18 protein-coding genes are annotated in these 16,668 nt (G+C 68.2%); 4 read left to right on the forward strand and 14 right to left on the reverse strand.

Annotation, left to right across the window (positions count from 1 at the left end; all coding sequences use genetic code 11):
• Window positions 1–24: 24 nt before the first annotated feature.
• From IE266_RS25250 to paaI, 3 genes are read right to left on the reverse strand one after another with little or no spacing between them, the layout of a single operon-like run.
• On the reverse strand, window positions 25–606 hold the full coding sequence (locus IE266_RS25250) for a TetR/AcrR family transcriptional regulator (RefSeq protein ID WP_189682912.1): 582 nt from the start codon (window positions 604–606) through the stop codon (window positions 25–27).
• Window positions 606–1,916: a phenylacetate--CoA ligase PaaK gene (gene paaK, locus IE266_RS25255; RefSeq protein ID WP_189682913.1), complete on the reverse strand. Its 1,311-nt coding sequence runs from the start codon at window positions 1,914–1,916 to the stop codon at window positions 606–608. The genes IE266_RS25250 and paaK overlap by 1 nt, the downstream gene beginning before the upstream one ends.
• Window positions 1,917–1,972: 56 nt before the next feature.
• Window positions 1,973–2,404: a hydroxyphenylacetyl-CoA thioesterase PaaI gene (paaI, locus tag IE266_RS25260; protein WP_189682914.1), complete on the reverse strand. Its 432-nt coding sequence runs from the start codon at window positions 2,402–2,404 to the stop codon at window positions 1,973–1,975.
• Between the two features lie 118 nt (window positions 2,405–2,522).
• Here paaI and paaZ point away from each other — a divergent pair, with 118 nt between their 5' ends.
• A complete protein-coding gene (gene paaZ / locus IE266_RS25265) occupies window positions 2,523–4,550 on the forward strand; it encodes a phenylacetic acid degradation bifunctional protein PaaZ (RefSeq protein WP_189682915.1) in 2,028 nt (675 codons plus the stop codon).
• A 69-nt stretch (window positions 4,551–4,619) separates the two neighbouring features.
• Here the strand turns inward: paaZ and IE266_RS25270 are convergent, their stop codons facing one another.
• From IE266_RS25270 to IE266_RS25310, 9 genes are all read right to left on the reverse strand, one after another.
• Window positions 4,620–5,804: an amino acid aminotransferase gene (locus IE266_RS25270; RefSeq protein WP_189682916.1), complete on the reverse strand. Its 1,185-nt coding sequence runs from the start codon at window positions 5,802–5,804 to the stop codon at window positions 4,620–4,622.
• A gap of 3 nt (window positions 5,805–5,807) precedes the next feature.
• Window positions 5,808–6,662, reverse strand: a complete 855-nt coding sequence (gene sseA / locus IE266_RS25275) for a 3-mercaptopyruvate sulfurtransferase (protein ID WP_189682917.1) — start codon at window positions 6,660–6,662, stop codon at window positions 5,808–5,810.
• Window positions 6,663–7,017: 355 nt separating this feature from the next.
• Complete coding sequence (gene smpB / locus IE266_RS25280) at window positions 7,018–7,494, reverse strand: SsrA-binding protein SmpB (protein WP_189682918.1); 477 nt, start codon at window positions 7,492–7,494, stop codon at window positions 7,018–7,020.
• Between the two features lie 43 nt (window positions 7,495–7,537).
• Window positions 7,538–8,092, reverse strand: coding sequence for a DedA family protein (locus IE266_RS25285; RefSeq protein ID WP_189682919.1), 555 nt, complete (start codon window positions 8,090–8,092; stop codon window positions 7,538–7,540).
• 5 nt (window positions 8,093–8,097) lie between these two features.
• Window positions 8,098–8,916: a sulfotransferase family protein gene (locus tag IE266_RS25290; protein ID WP_189682920.1), complete on the reverse strand. Its 819-nt coding sequence runs from the start codon at window positions 8,914–8,916 to the stop codon at window positions 8,098–8,100.
• Between the two features lie 87 nt (window positions 8,917–9,003).
• Window positions 9,004–9,948: an alpha/beta fold hydrolase gene (locus IE266_RS25295; protein ID WP_189682921.1), complete on the reverse strand. Its 945-nt coding sequence runs from the start codon at window positions 9,946–9,948 to the stop codon at window positions 9,004–9,006.
• Between the two features lie 14 nt (window positions 9,949–9,962).
• Window positions 9,963–10,109: a hypothetical protein gene (locus IE266_RS25300; RefSeq protein ID WP_189682922.1), complete on the reverse strand. Its 147-nt coding sequence runs from the start codon at window positions 10,107–10,109 to the stop codon at window positions 9,963–9,965.
• 56 nt (window positions 10,110–10,165) lie between these two features.
• Window positions 10,166–10,495 (reverse strand): hypothetical protein, encoded by a 330-nt coding sequence (locus tag IE266_RS25305; protein WP_189682923.1) that lies wholly within the window; start codon window positions 10,493–10,495, stop codon window positions 10,166–10,168.
• Between the two features lie 446 nt (window positions 10,496–10,941).
• Entirely contained in the window at window positions 10,942–11,805 is an 864-nt protein-coding gene (locus IE266_RS25310) for a D-amino-acid transaminase (protein ID WP_189682924.1), read from the reverse strand.
• A gap of 275 nt (window positions 11,806–12,080) precedes the next feature.
• Between IE266_RS25310 and folE2 the strand changes: the two genes are divergently transcribed.
• The 3 genes from folE2 (at window position 12,081) to IE266_RS25325 (ending at window position 15,553) form a co-directional block, all read left to right on the forward strand.
• Window positions 12,081–13,184 (forward strand): GTP cyclohydrolase FolE2, encoded by a 1,104-nt coding sequence (folE2, locus tag IE266_RS25315; protein WP_189682925.1) that lies wholly within the window; start codon window positions 12,081–12,083, stop codon window positions 13,182–13,184.
• 128 nt (window positions 13,185–13,312) lie between these two features.
• Window positions 13,313–14,056: a hypothetical protein gene (locus tag IE266_RS25320; protein ID WP_189682926.1), complete on the forward strand. Its 744-nt coding sequence runs from the start codon at window positions 13,313–13,315 to the stop codon at window positions 14,054–14,056.
• Between the two features lie 48 nt (window positions 14,057–14,104).
• Window positions 14,105–15,553, forward strand: coding sequence for a TrkH family potassium uptake protein (locus IE266_RS25325; protein WP_189682927.1), 1,449 nt, complete (start codon window positions 14,105–14,107; stop codon window positions 15,551–15,553).
• A 32-nt stretch (window positions 15,554–15,585) separates the two neighbouring features.
• Here the strand turns inward: IE266_RS25325 and IE266_RS25330 are convergent, their stop codons facing one another.
• A complete protein-coding gene (locus IE266_RS25330) occupies window positions 15,586–16,170 on the reverse strand; it encodes a GNAT family N-acetyltransferase (protein WP_229864484.1) in 585 nt (194 codons plus the stop codon).
• The gene (locus tag IE266_RS25335) at window positions 16,167–16,556 is read right to left on the reverse strand and encodes a ketosteroid isomerase-related protein (protein WP_189682928.1); all 390 of its coding nucleotides are present in this window, start codon (window positions 16,554–16,556) and stop codon (window positions 16,167–16,169) included. The genes IE266_RS25330 and IE266_RS25335 overlap by 4 nt, the downstream gene beginning before the upstream one ends.
• Window positions 16,557–16,668 lie beyond the last annotated feature (112 nt).

Raw genomic sequence — 16,668 nt, forward strand, 5'->3', positions numbered from 1 at the left:
AGGGGAGAGGGGACGCGGCGGGCTTCACCCGTTGGCCGACAGCCCGGCCAGCCCGCCGAGGACGAATTCCGAGGCCAGCTCTGCATATTGGTCGCGGCTGAGCCCCTTGCCGGGGCGGTGCCACATGTAGAACCAGTTGAGCACGCCGAAGACCGACATGGTGGCCGCCCGCAGGTGGTCGGCGTCGAGATCGCCGCGCCTTTCGCGCACCGCCTCGGCCATCAGCGCCACCAGCTCGCGCTGCAGTGCGACCAGCGGCGCCTGCAGGTCGGGCGGCAGCGTCGCCAAGGCGTCGATCTGCAGCTTGTGCTCGGCATCGGCGTCGGCATAGGCGGCGAGGATGCCGCGCACGAGGCCCGGAATGCCCTCGGCGCGGGCCGCCTCGGCGCGGTCGACCAGGTCGGCGAGGTGGTCCTGGAGGATGTCGAAGAGCAGCGCCTCCTTGCTGTCGTAATAGTGGTAGAGCAGCGCCTTGGACACGCCGCACATCTTCGCCGCGCCGGTCATCGAGGCGCGGTCGTAGCCATGCTGCGCGAAATAGCGGGCCGCGCCCTTGCGCAGGGCGCCCCGCTTCTCGTCGTGGTCGCGTGCGACGCCCCTCGGCATCAGCTCTTGGGGCGGTTGTCGATGATGCGCACCGCCTTGCCCTGGCTGCGCTCGACCCCGCCGGGGTCGGCCACCTCGATCTTGACGCTGATGCCGACGGTGGCCTTGATCCGGTGGGCGAGATCGCGCGCGGCGGCGCTGCGCGCCTCGGCGGCGGTATGGCCCTCGGCGGCCTCGCAGCGCACGGTCAGCTCGTCCATGCGGCCGGGGCGGGCGAGGTGGATCTGGAAATGCGCCGCCAGCCCCGGCACCGCCATCAGCTGTTCCTCGATCTGGGTCGGGAAGACGTTGACGCCGCGCAGGATGATCATGTCGTCGCTGCGGCCGGTGATCTTCTCCATCCGCCGCATCGAGCGGGCGGTGCCCGGCAGCAGGCGGGTCAGGTCGCGGGTGCGGTAGCGCACGATCGGGAAGGCTTCCTTGGTGAGCGAGGTGAAGACCAGCTCGCCCTGGGCGCCATCGGGCAGCACCTCGCCGGTCACCGGGTCGATCACCTCGGGGTAGAAGTGGTCTTCCCAGATGTGCAGCCCGTCCTTGGTCTCGACGCATTCATTGGCGACGCCGGGGCCCATGACCTCGGAAAGGCCGTAGATGTCGACCGCGTGCATGTCGAAGGCGGCTTCGATTTCAAGCCGCATGGCATTGGTCCAGGGCTCGGCCCCGAAGATGCCGACCTGCAGCGAGCTGTCGCGCGGGTCGAGGCCCTGCGCCGCGTATTCGTCGAGGATAGAGAGCGCGTAGGAGGGGGTGACGGTGATCCCCTTCGGCTTGAAGTCCTCGATCAGGCGGACCTGGCGCTGGGTCATGCCGCCCGAGATCGGCACCGTGGTCAGCCCCAGCGCATCGGCGCCGAGGTGGATGCCGAGGCCGCCGGTGAAGAGGCCATAGCCATAGGCGTTGTGCAGCATGTCGCCGGGCCGCAGCCCCGCGGCGCGCAGGCTGCGGGCCACCACGCTGCCCCAGACCTTGAGGTCATTGTCGGAATAGCCGACCACGGTGGGCTGGCCCGTCGTACCCGAGGAGGCATGGATCCGCCGCACCTGCTCGCGCGGGATGGCGAACATGCCGAAGGGATAGTTCGCCCGCAGGTCGAGTTTGGTGGTGAAGGGGAACTTGGCCAGGTCGGCCAGCGAGGTCAGGTCGTCCGGATGCACGCCCTTGGCATCGAAGGCCGCCTTGTAATGGGGCACGTTGTCATAGGCGTGGCGCAGCGACCACTTGAGCCGCTGCAACTGCAGCGCCGCGATCTCGTCACGGCTGGCGATCTCGATCGCATCAAGGCTTTCGCGCGGCGGCGTCAGATCCTGCATCAGTCATTCTCCTCCATGACGGACAACCCCCTGGCCCGGCGACATGCGGGCGCGGGTCATTGATCTTCTTCGAAATTCTGGCCCTTGAGGCTGCGTGACAGACCCCGGAACAGCGCTACGGTGCGCCCGTCCTCACCGGTCACGGCAACGTCGTAGATGCCCGACCGTCCGGCCTTCGAGACCTCGGTGGCGGTGGCGGTCAACCGTTCGTCCGGGCGGCCCGGCGAGACGTAGGTGATCGAGTTCGACTGCGCGACCGTCACCTGGTTGTAGCTGTTGCAGGCGAAGGCAAAGGCGCTGTCGGCCAGCGTGAAGATATAGCCGCCATGGCAGATGCGATGGCCGTTGAGGTGGTGCTCCTGCACGGTGAAGGACATCACCGCCGTGCCGGGGCCGACCGCATCGAGCGTCATGCCGAGCCATTTCGAGGCGGAATCGGTTGCCCACATTGCTTCGGCGCTTTTCTCGGCGCGGTCCTGTGGCGTCATCCTCAACCCTCCCCCTTGGTCTCGGGCAACTTGCACAAAGCCGACCGCGCGGTCAAGAGTGTTGATTTCCGTCGCGGCACGGTCCACTCTGCGCGCGAATCCCCGAGGAGGAGAGATCATGCTCAGACCCGCCAGTTTCGCCGCCGCCCGCTGGATCGAGCCGGGCCGCGATGCCCGCGCCATCCACGGCCCCGTCACCGCCACCCAGATCGCCGAGGCCGGCGGCGCTCCGCTCGACGTGCAGGCGATGCTCGACTGGGCGCGCGGGACCGGGGGGCCGGCGCTGCGCGCCATGACCTTCCACGAGCGCGCCAAGATGCTGAAGGCGCTGGCCGGTTACATCGCCAGCCGCAAGGAAGAGCTTTACGCGCTGAACCCGCTGACCGGGGCGACCCGGCGCGACGGCGCGGTCGATATCGAGGGCGGCATCGGCACCATGATGGTGATGGCCGGCAAGGGCCGCCGCGAGATGCCCGACGGGCTGGTCTATATCGACGGCGAGCCCGAGATCCTGTCGAAATCGGGCGGTTTCGTCGGCCAGCACATCTGCGTGCCGATGCAGGGCGTGGCGGTGCATATCAACGCCTTCAACTTCCCGGTCTGGGGGATGCTGGAAAAGCTGGCGCCGACGCTGCTGGCGGGGATGCCGGCCATCGTCAAGCCGGCGACCCAGACCTGCTACCTGACCGAGGCCTGCTTCCGCATGATCATCGAGTCGGGGCTGGTGCCCGAGGGCGCGGTGCAGCTGGTGATCGGCTCGCTGGGCGACATGCTCGACCGCCTCGGTGCGCAGGACGTGGTGAGTTTCACCGGCTCGGCCGATACCGCGCTGATGCTGCGGGCCAACCCGGCGCTGATGCGCAACTCGGTGCGGTTCCACTCCGAGCAGGACAGCCTGAACGCCACCATCCTCGGCCCCGATGCGGTGCCGGGCACGGGCGAGTTCGACGCCTTCCTCAAGGAGGCGGCCAACGAGATCACCACCAAGGCCGGGCAGAAATGCACCGCGATCCGCCGGATCATCGTGCCGCAGGCGCTGCTGGGCGAGGTGCGCGACGCGCTGATGGGGCGGCTGGACGGGCTGACCATCGGCGACCCGGCCGCCGAGGGCGTCCGCATGGGCGCGCTGGCCTCGGCCGAGCAGAAGGCCGACGTGCTGGCGCGCATCGCGGCCCTGTCAGGAGAGACCAAGCGTCTGACCGGCGACCCGGCCAGCCCGGCGCTGACCGGGGCTGGCCCCGAGGGCGCCTTCCTCGCGCCGACCCTGCTGCAATGCGATGACCCCGACGCGGCGCGGGCGGTGCACGAGATCGAGGCCTTTGGCCCGGTCTCGACCCTCATGCCCTACCGCGACCTGGCCCATGCCAGCCAGCTGGCCAATCGCGGCGGCGGTTCGCTGGTTGCCTCGCTGGTGACGGCGGATCCGTCGGTGGCGCGGGCTGTCGCGCTGGACAGCGCCGCCTGGCACGGGCGGCTCTACATCGTCGGCGGGGCCAACGCCAAGGAGGCCACCGGCCACGGCGCGCCGATGCCGCATATGGTGCACGGCGGACCGGGGCGCGCCGGCGGCGGCGAGGAACTGGGCGGCATCCGCGGCGTGCTGCACTACATGCAACGCACGGCGGTGCAGGGCAGCCCGGACGTGATCGCCGCGATCACCGGCCAGTGGATGCCGGGCGCGACGGAGATCGAGGGCCCCGCGCATCCGTTCCAGCGCACCTTCCGCGAAATCGCCATCGGCGAGACGCTGCACACGAAGGCGCGCGAGGTCACGCTCGAGGATATCGAGCATTTCGCCCATTTCACCGGCGATACCTTCTATGCCCACATGGACGAGGAGGCCGCGAAGGCGAACCCCTTCTTCCCCGGCCGGGTGGCGCATGGCTATCTGCTGCTGAGCTTTGCGGCGGGCCTCTTCGTGCAGCCCGATCCCGGCCCGGTGCTGGCCAATACCGGGCTGAACGGCCTCAGCTTCCAGAAACCGGTCAGCCCGGGCGACAGCATCGCGGTGCGGCTGGTCTGCGCGCGCAAGACCCAGCGCACCGACACCTATGGCGAGGTGGCCTGGAACGTGACGCTGACCAACCAGAACGGCGAACAGGTGGCGCAATACGAGCTGCTCACCATGGTCTCGTACGACCGCTGAGGGCCTGAAACGACTTCGGCGAAACCTGCGAGGGTTTCGCCGAAGTATTCATTCGAGAAGGATGGGGCCTCAGATCCCCGCCTGGGCGATGGCGCGGGCCAGGATCGGCACCGTCTTGCTGTTCAGCCCGGCGATGTTCATGCGGCTGTCGCCGACCATGTAGATACCGTTGTCGGCGCGCAGCTGTTCAACCTTCTCGGGACTGGCGCCGAGGCGCGAGAACATGCCGCGGTGCTGGGCGAGGAAGGCGAACCGGTCGGAGCCGGTCTGCTGGCGCAGCTCGTCGGCGAGCTGCTGGCGCAGGTTGAGCATCGACAGCCGCGTCTCCTCGAGTTCCGAGGCCCAGTCGGCCCGCAGCACCGGATCGGTCAGGATGGTCGTCACCACCCGCGCGCCGTGGTCGGGCGGGAAGGAATAGTTCTGCCGGTTCAGGAAGGCCAGCGTGTCGCGCGCCAGCGGCGTTTTCGACGCATCGGCGCTGATCGCCATCAACAGGCCGGTACGCTCGCGGTAGATGCCGAAGTTCTTCGAGCAGCTTGCCGCGATCAGCGTCTCGGGCATCGCCGCCGCGACCATGCGGGTCGCCTCGGCATCGGCCTCGAGCCCGTCGCCGAAGCCCTGGTAGGCAAGGTCGACCATCGGCAGCGCGCCGGTCTTCAGCATCGAATCGATCACCGCCTGCCATTCGACGCGGTTCAGGTTCGCGCCGGTCGGGTTGTGGCAGCAGCCATGCAGCAGGATGACATCGCCGGGACGGGCCTGGGCGATATCCTCCATCATGCCGGCAAAGTTCACGCCGCCGGTCTCGGCATCGAAGTAGCGGTAGGTCACCACCGGCATCTTCAGGTAGTTCAGGATCGAGAGGTGGTTCGGCCAGGTCGGGTCCGAGACGAAGACGCGCGCCTCGGGGTTGCCGTAGCGGATCAGCTCGAAGGCCTGGCGCACCGCGCCGGTGCCGCCCGGCGTCGCCGCCGCCGCAACCGAGGCGCGCGGCACCGCATCGCCCAGCACCAGGTCGATCATCGCGTCACTGTAGGCCGGGTCGCCCAGCAGGCCGACATAGGTCTTGGTGGTCTGGGTTTCCCACAGCCGGTGCTCGGCCGCCTTGACGGCGCGCATCACCGGGGTCAGCCCCTCGGCGTTCTTGTAGACGCCGACGCCCAGGTCGATCTTGTCCGTCCGCGGGTCGTCGCGGAAGGTCTGCATCAGCATCAGGATCTTGTCGGCGGGCTGGGGTTTCAGCGACTCGAACATGGGTCAGGCTCCGGTGGCCACGGGCAGGGTCGGGAAGGCGCCCCATTCGGCCCAGGAGCCGTCGTAGAGCGCGTGATCGCTCTTGCCCATCCGTTCGAGCGCGAGCGAGAGGATCGCGGCGGTGACGCCGGATCCGCAGGTGGTGATGGCGGGTTTCGACAGGTCGACGCCGGCGGCCTCGAAGATGGCGCGGCACTCGGCGGGCGACTTCATGGTGCCGTCCTTGTTCAGCAGCTCCATGAAGAAGACGTTCTTCGAGCCGGGGATATGGCCCTTGCGCAGGCCCGCGCGCGGCTCCTCGGCCTCGCCGCGGAAGCGGGCAGGCGAGCGGGCGTCGATGATCTCGTGATCGCCAAGCTTGCTGGCGGCCGAGACCTGGGTCACGTCGCGCACCAGCTGGTTCTGCACCCGCACCGTCATGTGGCGGTCGCGGATCATCGGCGGCATGTCCTCGATCTCGCGGCCCCCGGCCTGCCACTTGGGCAGCCCGCCGTCGAGCACGGCGACATCGTTCTGGCCCATCAGGCGGAACAGCCACCAGACGCGGGCGGCCGAGTTCAGCCCGGCGCCGTCGTAGATCACCACCTGGTGGCCGTCGCCGATGCCCATGGCGCGCAGGCGCGACATGAACTTCTCGGCCGGCGGCGCCATGTGGGGCAGGTCCGAACGGTGGTCCGAGATGTCGTCGATATCGAAGAACCGCGCGCCGGGGATATGGGCGGCGGCATATTCGGCCTTGGGGTCCCGGTTGGCGGCGGGCAGGTACCACGAAGCGTCGATGATCCGCAGGTCGGGGTCCTTGATATGGGCCGCCAGCCAATCGGTGGAAACGAGGGTTCTGGGATCGTCGCTTGCCATCGCGGCCTCCTTCGCATGGATGGCTCTGACTAGCTGGCGACGGGGTTCAGGGCAAGAGGGGGTTTTCCGGCTGTCCCAGCGGGGGCCGCGGGCAAAACATTGATTTCGCTGGTGGAACGCCGGCTCGGAAGTTTCCGCGCGCGACCCGGATTGCCGCCCTCGCGGGCCGGGCGCCGCCGTCAGCGGCGCCGCGCCCCTGATTTCTCTTCTTTCCAAATATCTCCGGGGGAGTCGCGCCGCAGGCGCGGCGGGGGCAGCGCCCCCAAAAGCACAGGGCCAGCAAGCACAGGGCCAGCAAGCACAGGGCCAGCAAGCACACGGCCAGCAATCACAGGGCCAGCAGCGCGGCGATCGCTCAGCCGTGGTCCTTCATCAGCCGCGCCTTCTGGCGGTCCCAGTCGCGCTTGGCGGCGGTCTCGCGCTTGTCGTGGTTCTGCTTGCCCTTGGCGACGCCGAGCTTGATCTTGGCGATGCCGCGCTCGTTGAAATAGAGCGACATCGGCACCAGCGTCATGCCCTTGCGCTGGGTCGCGTTCCACAGGTCCGAGAGTTGCTTGCGGCTGACCAGCAGCTTGCGGCGGCGGCGCTCCTCGTGGCGGAACATCTTGGCCTGTTCGTAGGGCGCGACATAGGAGTTCACCAGCCAGAGCTCGCCATTGTCGACGGTGGCATAGCTCTCGGCGATATTGGTGCCGCCCTGGCGCATCGCCTTCACTTCCGAGCCTTCAAGGATGATGCCGCATTCGAGATCGTCCTCGATGGCATAGTCGAACCTTGCCCGCCGGTTCTCGGCGATCAGCTTGAAGTTCTTGTTGTCCTTGTCCTTGCTCATGACGCGCAGATGTAGGGTGCGGCGCGGCTTTGTGCAACCTCAGTCAGCGGCGGCGCAGGTGCCAGGCGGCGAGCGCCCCGGCCGCCAGGATGCCGAGCGCGGCGGCGATCAGGATGTGGTGGGTGTGGGGCGGACCGAAGAGCAGGTGCAGCGCGGTGCCGATGCCATGGCCGAGCAGGGCGAAGGTGCAGGCCCAAGCCAGCGCGGTCATCGCCGTGAGGCCCAGGTAGACCGGTGCCGGGATCGCCGAATGGGCCAGCGCCAGCGGCGTCACGATGCGCGCGCCGGGGATGAAGCGGAAGGTCGCCGCGACCCGCCGGGGCGAGCGGGCGACGGCGGCGAGGATGCGGGTCACCGCGGGCCGCCCGGTCAGCGCGGTGACGCGTGGATGGGCGCGAAAGCGGCGGCCGACCAGGAAGATCACCATGTCCGAGCAGAACCCGCCCGCGGCGATCACGGCGATGGTCTGCCAGAGCACCAGCAGGTGGCGGTGCGCCAGCACCCCGCCGGCGATGGCGGCGGTCTCGCCCTCGAAGAAGCAGGCGAGGAACAGGGCGATCAGCCCGTAGTGCGAGACCAGCGTGTCGATCTCGCCCAAGGGGCTCAGCCGCCGAGCTTGGCGTGGACCTCGTCGAGGTCGATCTCGCCGGTGGGCATCTTGTTGGCCGGGTTCCCGGCATCGTAGCGGAAGAGGTCGAAGTCCTTCTTGTAGATCTCGTAGACCAGGTGCATCGAGAGATCGTCGAAGTAGTCCTCGACCGGGTGCAGCCGTTTCGGCCCGTGGCCCTCGCTTTCGTTGAAGCGGGGGATCTGCGCCAGGTCGACCTGGTGGGGCGTCTCGATGTGCTTCAGCACATCGGCCATGCCCTCGTCGAACTTCTCGGTCCAGAAGATCCGGTCATAGCGCCCGCCGGCGCTGACGAAGGTGCCGACATGACCGGACATGGCCGACCAGTGGATGTCGGGTTCCATCGGGCGGCGCCAGCGGATGGTGTCGCGGGCAAAGAGCAGGAAGCGGCGGAAGGAGGCGATCTGGTCGAACTCGCCTTGGCCGTCATCGCCGCCGACCTCGATGCCGTAGGTAAAAGCGAGCGTCGGCACCAGGTTGCCGCGATAGCGTCTGCCGTTGCGCTGGATGCCGCAGATCTTGTCGAAGAAGGAGGACAGGATGCGGGAATAGGGGTTGCGCACGCAGGTGAAGGCATAGGCGGCGTGGCTCTCGACCACGCGGGTGATCGGCTCCTGGCTTTCCTCCTGCGCCCATTTGTGCAGGCCGGAGGTCGAGTCGTGGATGTCGCCGTCGTAGAAGCTGCCGTGGTCCGAGTAGTAGAGGATCTGGCCGATGGTCGAGCAGGCGCATTTCGGCACCACCCGGTAGACCACGCTTTCGCTGGTCGTCATCCAGGTTCCCGGGAACCCCATCTGCCTGCCTCCCGTTCTTGGTGTTTTCCCGCTTATAGCAACCGGGGGAGTGGCTCACAAATCATGATTTTGCAGGCGGCTGCGGGGTCAGGGGGCGCTGGAGGCCACTTCGCGGATGAAGCGGGCGACCTCGGCGGGGGCGGTGATCGGCAGCATGTGGCCGCGCCCCGGCAGGGTTTCGTAGCGCAGCCCGTAGGCGCGCATCGCCTCGCCCTGGAGCGCCGGGTTCAGCAGCACGTCGCCCGCGCCGTAGAGCACCGCGCCCGGCGGCGTCAGCGCGCCGTAGCGCGCGACCTGGGCGGGCAGGGCGGTTTCCAGCGTCACCAGGTCGCTGGAGGCGCCGATGAAGGCCTCGGGGCGCAGGCCCAGCACGGCGGCGGCGCGGGTCATGAAATCGGGCACCGGCGACTCGGGGGCGAAGGCGAAGGCCAGCACCTTGTCGGCGGTGGCCTTGCCGACCGGCAGGGCCAGGGTATTGGCGACGAAGCGGCGCATGGCGCGGTTTCGCAGTTCGAGGCCCTTGAAGATGGCCGGGATCTCTTCCTGCACATGGGTCAGCGGGGCGATCAGCGCCATGGCGCGGACCTTCTCGGGATGGTCGAGCGCCAGTGCCAGCGTCACCGCGCCGCCCAGCGAATGGCCGGCGACGACGCAGGGGCCGATGCCCTTGGCGTCAAGGAACTCGGCGATCATCCGGGCCTGCACGGGCAGGGCGGCGTCGGTGTCCTCGATCCGGTCGGAATAGCCGCTGCCGGGGCGGTCGATCACGATCAGGCGGTAGTCGTCCCGAAGCAGGTCGGTCACGCCATAGGTGAAGTGCTGCAGCTGCGCCGCGATGCCATGGATCAGCAGCAGCGGCGGCGCCTCGGGGTTGCCGATCTCGACGTAGTGGATGCTGCCGCCCCTGACCGGCACCACCTGCCCCGCCGGGGGCACCATCGCGCGGGCCTGTCGCGCCAGCGACCGCGACCAGAGGTAGAGACCGGCAAAGGCCGCCACGAGCAGGAGCAGAAGGATCAGGAGCAGCGACATGGCACCTCTCGGGGTCAGGATATGGCGAGCAGCAGGGCGCCGGCCGAGATCAGCCCGACCCCGGCCCAGCCGCCGGCGGTGAGCCGCTCGCCCAGGAAGAGCGCGGCGAGAATGGCGAAGCCTGCCGAGAGGAGGGCCCAGAACTGCCAGCTGTGTGTCATGGCGCGACGTTAGCAGGGCCGGGGCGGCGGGGGAATGGGGTTGGGGCGATGCCCCCTCACCCTGACCCTCTCCCCCGAGGGGAGAGGGGAGGGCGTTGCGCAACCGGGAGCGCGTCGCGCAGCGTATCGAGCGCCCTGATGACGCCGTCCCGGATGTCGCCGGCCGCCGCAGCCGCGCGCAGGGCGGCAATTGCCTGTGATGCCGCGCTGGAGGCCTGGGGCGTGGCAAGGCCCCGGAGCGCGGCCTCGATCTCCTCCACGTAGCAGGGGATGTTGTCCTGGAGGTCGCTTTCGGAGAGCCGCGCGATGCGGGCTTCGGACGGGAGGCGGGTGAGAAGGTCGGAGAGGAGGCGGTTGTCGTTCTCCGGTTGCTCTCTCGTCGTCATGAGGCGGTCTCGGTTTCGAGGGGCACGGGGCGACGATGCAACGGGTGGCGCTGCTTGGTCGCGGTGCCCTTGGTCTGGCCCTCTGCTCCTTGGGGAGGCGCGTTTGTCGGGCGTTCTCGGGGTTGGTAGGTTCCCCCTCACCCTAACCCTCTCCCCCGAGGGGAGAGGGGATGGCGTTGCGCTGAGGGGAAGCGGTGGCGTGAGGGCGAGGCCCCCTCACCCTGACCCTCTCCCCCGAGGGGAGAGGGGATGGCGTTGCGCTGGGGGGAAGCGGTGGCGTGAGGGCGAGGCCCCCTCACCCTGACCCTCTCCCCCGAGGGGAGAGGGGATGGCGTTGCGCTGAGGGGAAGCGGTGGCGTGAGGGCGAGGCCCCCTCGCCCTGACCCTCTCCCCCGAGGGGAGAGGGGATGGTGTTGAGTTGGGGGGAGCGGTGGCGCGGCGGCGTCTCAGATCGCGGTCTTGAGGCTCTCGTCGAGGTAGATCTCGCGCAGGCGGGTGGCGACGTGGCCCGGCGTGCCGGTGCCGATCGGGGCGCCGTCGATCTCGACCACGGGCATCACGAAGGCGCTGGCCGAGGTGATGAAGGCTTCGTCCGCGGCCTTGGCCTCGTCCACGGTAAAGCTGCGCTCGACCACTTCCATCTGTGCCTCGCGGGCGAACCGCAGCACGGCGGCGCGGGTGATGCCGTGCAGGATGTCGTTGGACAGCGCGCGGGTGATGATGGTGTTGCCCTTGACGATATAGGCGTTGTTCGAGGTGCCCTCGGTCACGAAACCGTCCTCGACCATCCAGGCATCATCGACGCCGGCCTTCTTGGCCATCATCTTGCCCATCGAGGGGTAGAGCAGCTGCACCGTCTTGATGTCGCGGCGGCCCCAGCGGATATCGTCGATGGTGATGATCTTGAGCCCGGTCTTCGCCGCCGGGTTGTTGGCGAGGCCGGGCTTGGACTGGGTGAAGAGCACCAGCGAGGAGGGCGTCTTTGCGGGGTCGGGGAAGGCGAAATCGCGGTCGCCGGCCGAGCCGCGGGTGACCTGCAGGTAGATCATGCCGTCGACGATGTCATTGCGCGCCACCAGTTCGCGGTGGATCGCCAGCAACTCGTCGCCGGTGGCCGGCGCGGCCATGTCGAGCTCTTTCAGCGAGCGTTCGAGGCGGGCGCTGTGGCCGTCGAAGTCGAGCAGCTTGCCGCCGAGCACGCTGGTCACCTCGTAGACCCCGTCCGCCATCAGGAATCCGCGGTCGAAGATCGAGATTTTGGCGTCTTCCTCGGGGAGGTATTCGCCGTTGACATAGACGGTTCGCGACATGCCGTGCTCCTTTGAGTCGTCCTTGGTCGCAGGCAATGCCATATGCGGAAGGGGTTTGACAGGGGCAACCGGCCTCAAATTCCGGAGCAAAAGCAACAAATGACGGGGCCGCGCGTTGCGATTCCTGTCGGCTACAGGGGAATTGCGCCGTTTTTCGCGGGCCGGGCCGCGGCTATTAGTGATCCGATGCATGGCGGCCATGCGTAACGGTAACAAATCGTGGCAAAAGCCGCGGCGAGACCTTACATTGACACTTCGAAGACGTGAGGACTGACATGACCATCCACCGGCCCACAATCGCTGCCACGCCCGACCGGGCGGATGCCACTGCCGCGCTCGACCTGCTGCGCCGCTGGGTGGAGAATGCGTCGAAGGACGAGCTTGGATCGATGGACCCGGCGCTGGCGCGCCTGCTGCCGGGCGCGGCGGGCGTGCCCTATCCCGAGTTGTCGCGAGTCTACCCAGAGGGCTTCGTCGCCGATGCTGCCTACAAGGAAACGCTGCCCGATTTGCAGAACGGCCCGTCGAGCCTGATCCGCGGTGCCAAGCGGCTGATCCAGCATGTCGGCATCTCGAACTTCCGCCTGCCAATCCGCTTTCACACCCGCGACAACGGCGACCTGACGCTGGAGACCTCGGTCACCGGGACCGTCAGCCTTGAGGCCGACAAGAAGGGCATCAACATGAGCCGCATCATGCGCTCCTTCTATGCCCATTCCGAGAAGACCTTCAGCTTTGGCGTGATCGAGGCGGCGCTGGACGACTACAAGACCGACCTGGAGAGCTTCGACGCCCGCATCCAGATGCGCTTCTCCTTCCCGATGAAGGTGGAGAGCCTGCGCTCGGGGCTGATGGGCTACCAGTATTACGACATCACGCTGGAACTGGTCGAAATCGACGGGGTGCGCCAGAAGATCATGCACCTCGACTATGTCTATTCCTCGACCTGCCCCTGCTCGCTGGAACTGTCCGAGCACGCGCGTTCGCGACGCGGCCAGCTGGCGACGCCGCATTCGCAGCGTTCTGTGGCGCGGATCTCGGCGGTGGTGAACTGCGACCAGAATTGCCTCTGGTTCGAGGACCTGATCGACCTCTGCCGCCGCGCGGTGCCGACCGAGACCCAGGTGATGGTCAAGCGCGAGGACGAACAGGCCTTTGCCGAGCTGAACGCCGCCAACCCGATCTTCGTCGAGGATGCGGCGCGGCTGTTCTGCGAGCAGCTGCACACCGACCCGCGAATCGGCGACTTCCGGGTGATCGCGAGCCACCAGGAGAGCCTGCACAGCCATGATGCCGTCTCGGTGCTCTTCGAGGGCGAGACCTTTGCCGCCACCAGCATGGACCCGCGGCTGTTCTCGACGCTCTTCCACGTCGGCTGAGGGCGCAGGGCGGGCTCCTCGCCGGGTGTGGCCCGTCGGGCACGGCGGGCACCCGGTCGATGGCTGTTGATTTGACGTCGCCCGCCGGGCCGCCATAGCTTGCCGCGGCGCAACGGAGTGGCGGGAACATGTTCAGCATTGAGGTATTGGTTCATGCGGTGCGGATGCTGTTCCACGATCTCGGAACGACCGCGCGCCTGACGCTGCTGCCCTTCGCGGTGGCCGTTGCCGCGGATTTCCTCGTCATGGGCGCAATCGGCGGCGGGGCCGCTGCCGAGGGCGGCGACATGGCGCAACTGGGCCTCGGCGACGCGCTTGCCGGGCTGGTCGCGACGCTCTGCTACCTGGCCGGCTTCGTCTGGGCGGCGGTGGGCTGGCATCGCTACGGGCTCTTGTCCGAAGACACCGGCGGCCTGATTCCCGGCTTTGGCGCGGCGGAGTTCCGCGGCTACTTCTGGGCCTCGATCAAGGTCGGTCTGGCGATGTTCGCCCTGCTGGTGCCGGTTGTCCTGGTGGCGGGCATGGCCGGCGCGGCCACCGGCAATCCGGGGCTTGCCAATCTCGTCATCATGCTGGGCTTCATCCCGGTGCTGGCGCTGACCCTGCGCCTGTCGCTGGTGCTTCCCGCCATCGCCATCGGCGGGCGGATGACCTTCCGCGAAGCGCTCGCGGTATCGAAGGGCTATACCAGCGCCTTCGCCATCGTCTCGCTGGCCACCTGGGCCTTCGGCGCGCTGGCCGAGTTCGCGACGCCCGGCGGGCCGGTGGGCCTGGTCGTCCGGCTGATGTTCAGCTGGTTCGGCATGGTGCTCTCGCTCTCGGTGCTGACGACGCTTTACGGCGTGCTCGTCGAGAAGCGCGAGCTGGGCTGAGCAGCGCCCGCCTTGACAGCCTTCGCCCGTCCCGCCAACGCTGCGTCCATGCTGGACCTTCGCCCCGTCGGATATGTCATCGGCCTGCTGGTGGCCATCCTCGGGCTGACGATGTCGCTGCCCATGCTGGTGGATATCGCCGAGGGCAACGGCCATTGGGCCGCCTTCCTCGAGGCGGGGCTGCTCTGCGTGATGATCGGGGGCGGCGTCTCGATCAGCTGTTCGAGCGGGCTCCGGCCGGGCCTGACGATCCAGCAGTCCTTCCTGCTGACCACCGGGGTCTGGGTGGCGCTGCCGGCCTTCGGGTCGCTGCCGCTGATCTTCGGGGCGACCGACCTGAGCGTGACCGACGCGGTCTTCGAGGCGATGTCGGGTTTCACCACAACCGGCTCGACCGTCATCACCGGGCTGGAGCACCTGCCCAAGGGTATTTTGCTGTGGCGCGGCATCCTGCAATGGCTCGGCGGCATCGGTATCATCGTCTTCGCCATGGTCTTCCTGCCTGAGCTGCGCGTCGGGGGGATGCAGCTGTTCCGCTCCGAGGCCTTCGACACGATGGGCAAGATCCTGCCCCGCGCCACCGAGATCGCCAGCCGCATCTCGGTGATCTACGTGGGCATGACGCTGGCCTGCATGTTCTGCTACCTGGTGCTGGGCATGAGCGTCTTTGACGCGACGGTTCATGCGCTGACCACCATCTCGACCGGCGGTTTCGCCAATTACGACGCCTCCTTCGCGGTCTTCTCGGGGCCGGCGGAATATGTCGCCTCGCTCTTCATGGTGCTCGCGGCGCTGCCCTTCGTGCGCTACGTGCAGATGCTGAACGGGAATTACACCAGCATGTGGAAGGACCCGCAGGCGCGCGGGTTCCTCTGGACCATCCTGGTGCTGGTGCTGGTGGCCTGGGCGGTTCTGACGACGATCTTCCCGCACCACTGGGAGAAATCGCTGCGCGAGGCGCTGTTCAACATCACCTCGATCATCTCGGGCACTGGCTATGCCAGCGTCGATTACATGCAGTGGGGCCCCTTCCTGATCGTGCTGTTCTTCTACATCGGGCTGATCGGCGGCTGCGCCGGATCGACCGCCTGCTCGGTGAAGATCTTCCGCTACCAGCTGCTCTTCGCGGTGATGAAGGTGCAGGTGCAGCGCATCCGCTCGCCGCACGGGGTCTTCGTGGCGCGCTATGGCGGGCGTCCGGTCGATGCCGAGGTGCTGAACTCGGTCGTCGCCTTCTTCGTCTTCTTCGTGGTGACGCTGGGCGTGCTCTCGCTGGCCCTGGCGCTGACCGGGCTCGACTTCACCACCTCGGTCTCGGGCGCGGCGACGGCGGTGGCCAATATCGGCCCCGGTCTGGGCGATATCATCGGGCCGGCGGGGAATTTCAGCACGCTGAACGACAGCGCCAAGTGGATCCTGGTTGTCGCCATGCTGGTCGGGCGGCTGGAGCTGCTGGCGGTCTACGTGATCTTCACCCTCCGCTTCTGGAGGGGGTAGGGCGGGGTTTCACCCCGCCGCGCCGGGCGCGATCAGAGATCGCGGAGCCAGACCTGCAGCGGCTTGCGGTCGGCCTCGATGCGGTCGATGTCCTTCCATTCGAACTCGGCCACCGCGCCGGCCAGCGGCGCATAGCCGCGCGCGCGCCAGAAGGCGTCGAGCGGGCGATAGCCGGCGGGGCGCAGCGGGTGGGTCGCCGGGCGCTGCACCGCGCAGAAGGCCGAGCGGCGGAAGCCCAGGGCGCGGGCATGGCCCTCGCGTAGGTCGAAGAAGCGGTGGCCGATGCCTTTTCCGCGCCAGTCCGCCAGCAGCACCGACTCGGCGCAGTAGAAGACCTCGGCAAGCCCGATGCCGCTGGCGGCGAAGGCGGCCGCGAAATCGTCGGCGTGATCGGCCAGCGGCGTGCCGGTGGCCGCGCCGACCAGCCGCGCTCCGTCGAAGGCGCCGACCAGCACAGCGCCGGGGCTCTCGCGGTAGGTGGCGAGATAGCGGCGCTCGTAGTCGAGCGAGCCGTCGTAGAGATAGGGCCAGTCGCGGAACACCGCGATCCGCAGCGCCGCCACATCGTCGAGCGCGGCGTCAAGCGCCGCGCCGGTCAGGACCCGGACCTCGGTCACGAGACCTGCCGGATCCAGTCGGCGAGGTTGTAATAGGTCGTCACCCGGGCGATCCGGCCGTCGCGCAGGTCGAAGAACGACCCGCCCGGCAGGCGGTAGCTCTGCCCGCGCGCCTCGGGCAGGCCGGCGTCGGTTTCCAGGTAGGTGCCGTTGACGATGAACTCGGCCGCGCCTCGGGTGCCGGCTTCGTTCACGAAGATCTCCATATCGGTCAGCTCCTCGCGGTAGCAGCGGCTCATGTGCGCGCAGAATTCGGCGAAGAGCGCCTTGCCGCTGCGCACCTGCCCCTCGTTGACGTGATGGGCCACGTCCTCGGTCACGCAGTCGAGCATGGCGGCGGTGTCACCGGCGTTGAAGGCGTCGAAATAGCGGCGGATCACGGTCATGGGGCGTCCCTTCAGGTGGTTCCCGAAGGGATGTGCCAGCTTTTGGCGCCCTCTGCAAACCCGTCCGGTCGCATCGCGCTTGATCGACTGGGCGAAGGGCGACATGCTGCCC

The organism is Seohaeicola zhoushanensis (genome assembly GCF_014656415.1).
Taxonomy (GTDB): Bacteria; Pseudomonadota; Alphaproteobacteria; order Rhodobacterales; family Rhodobacteraceae; genus Seohaeicola_A; species Seohaeicola_A zhoushanensis.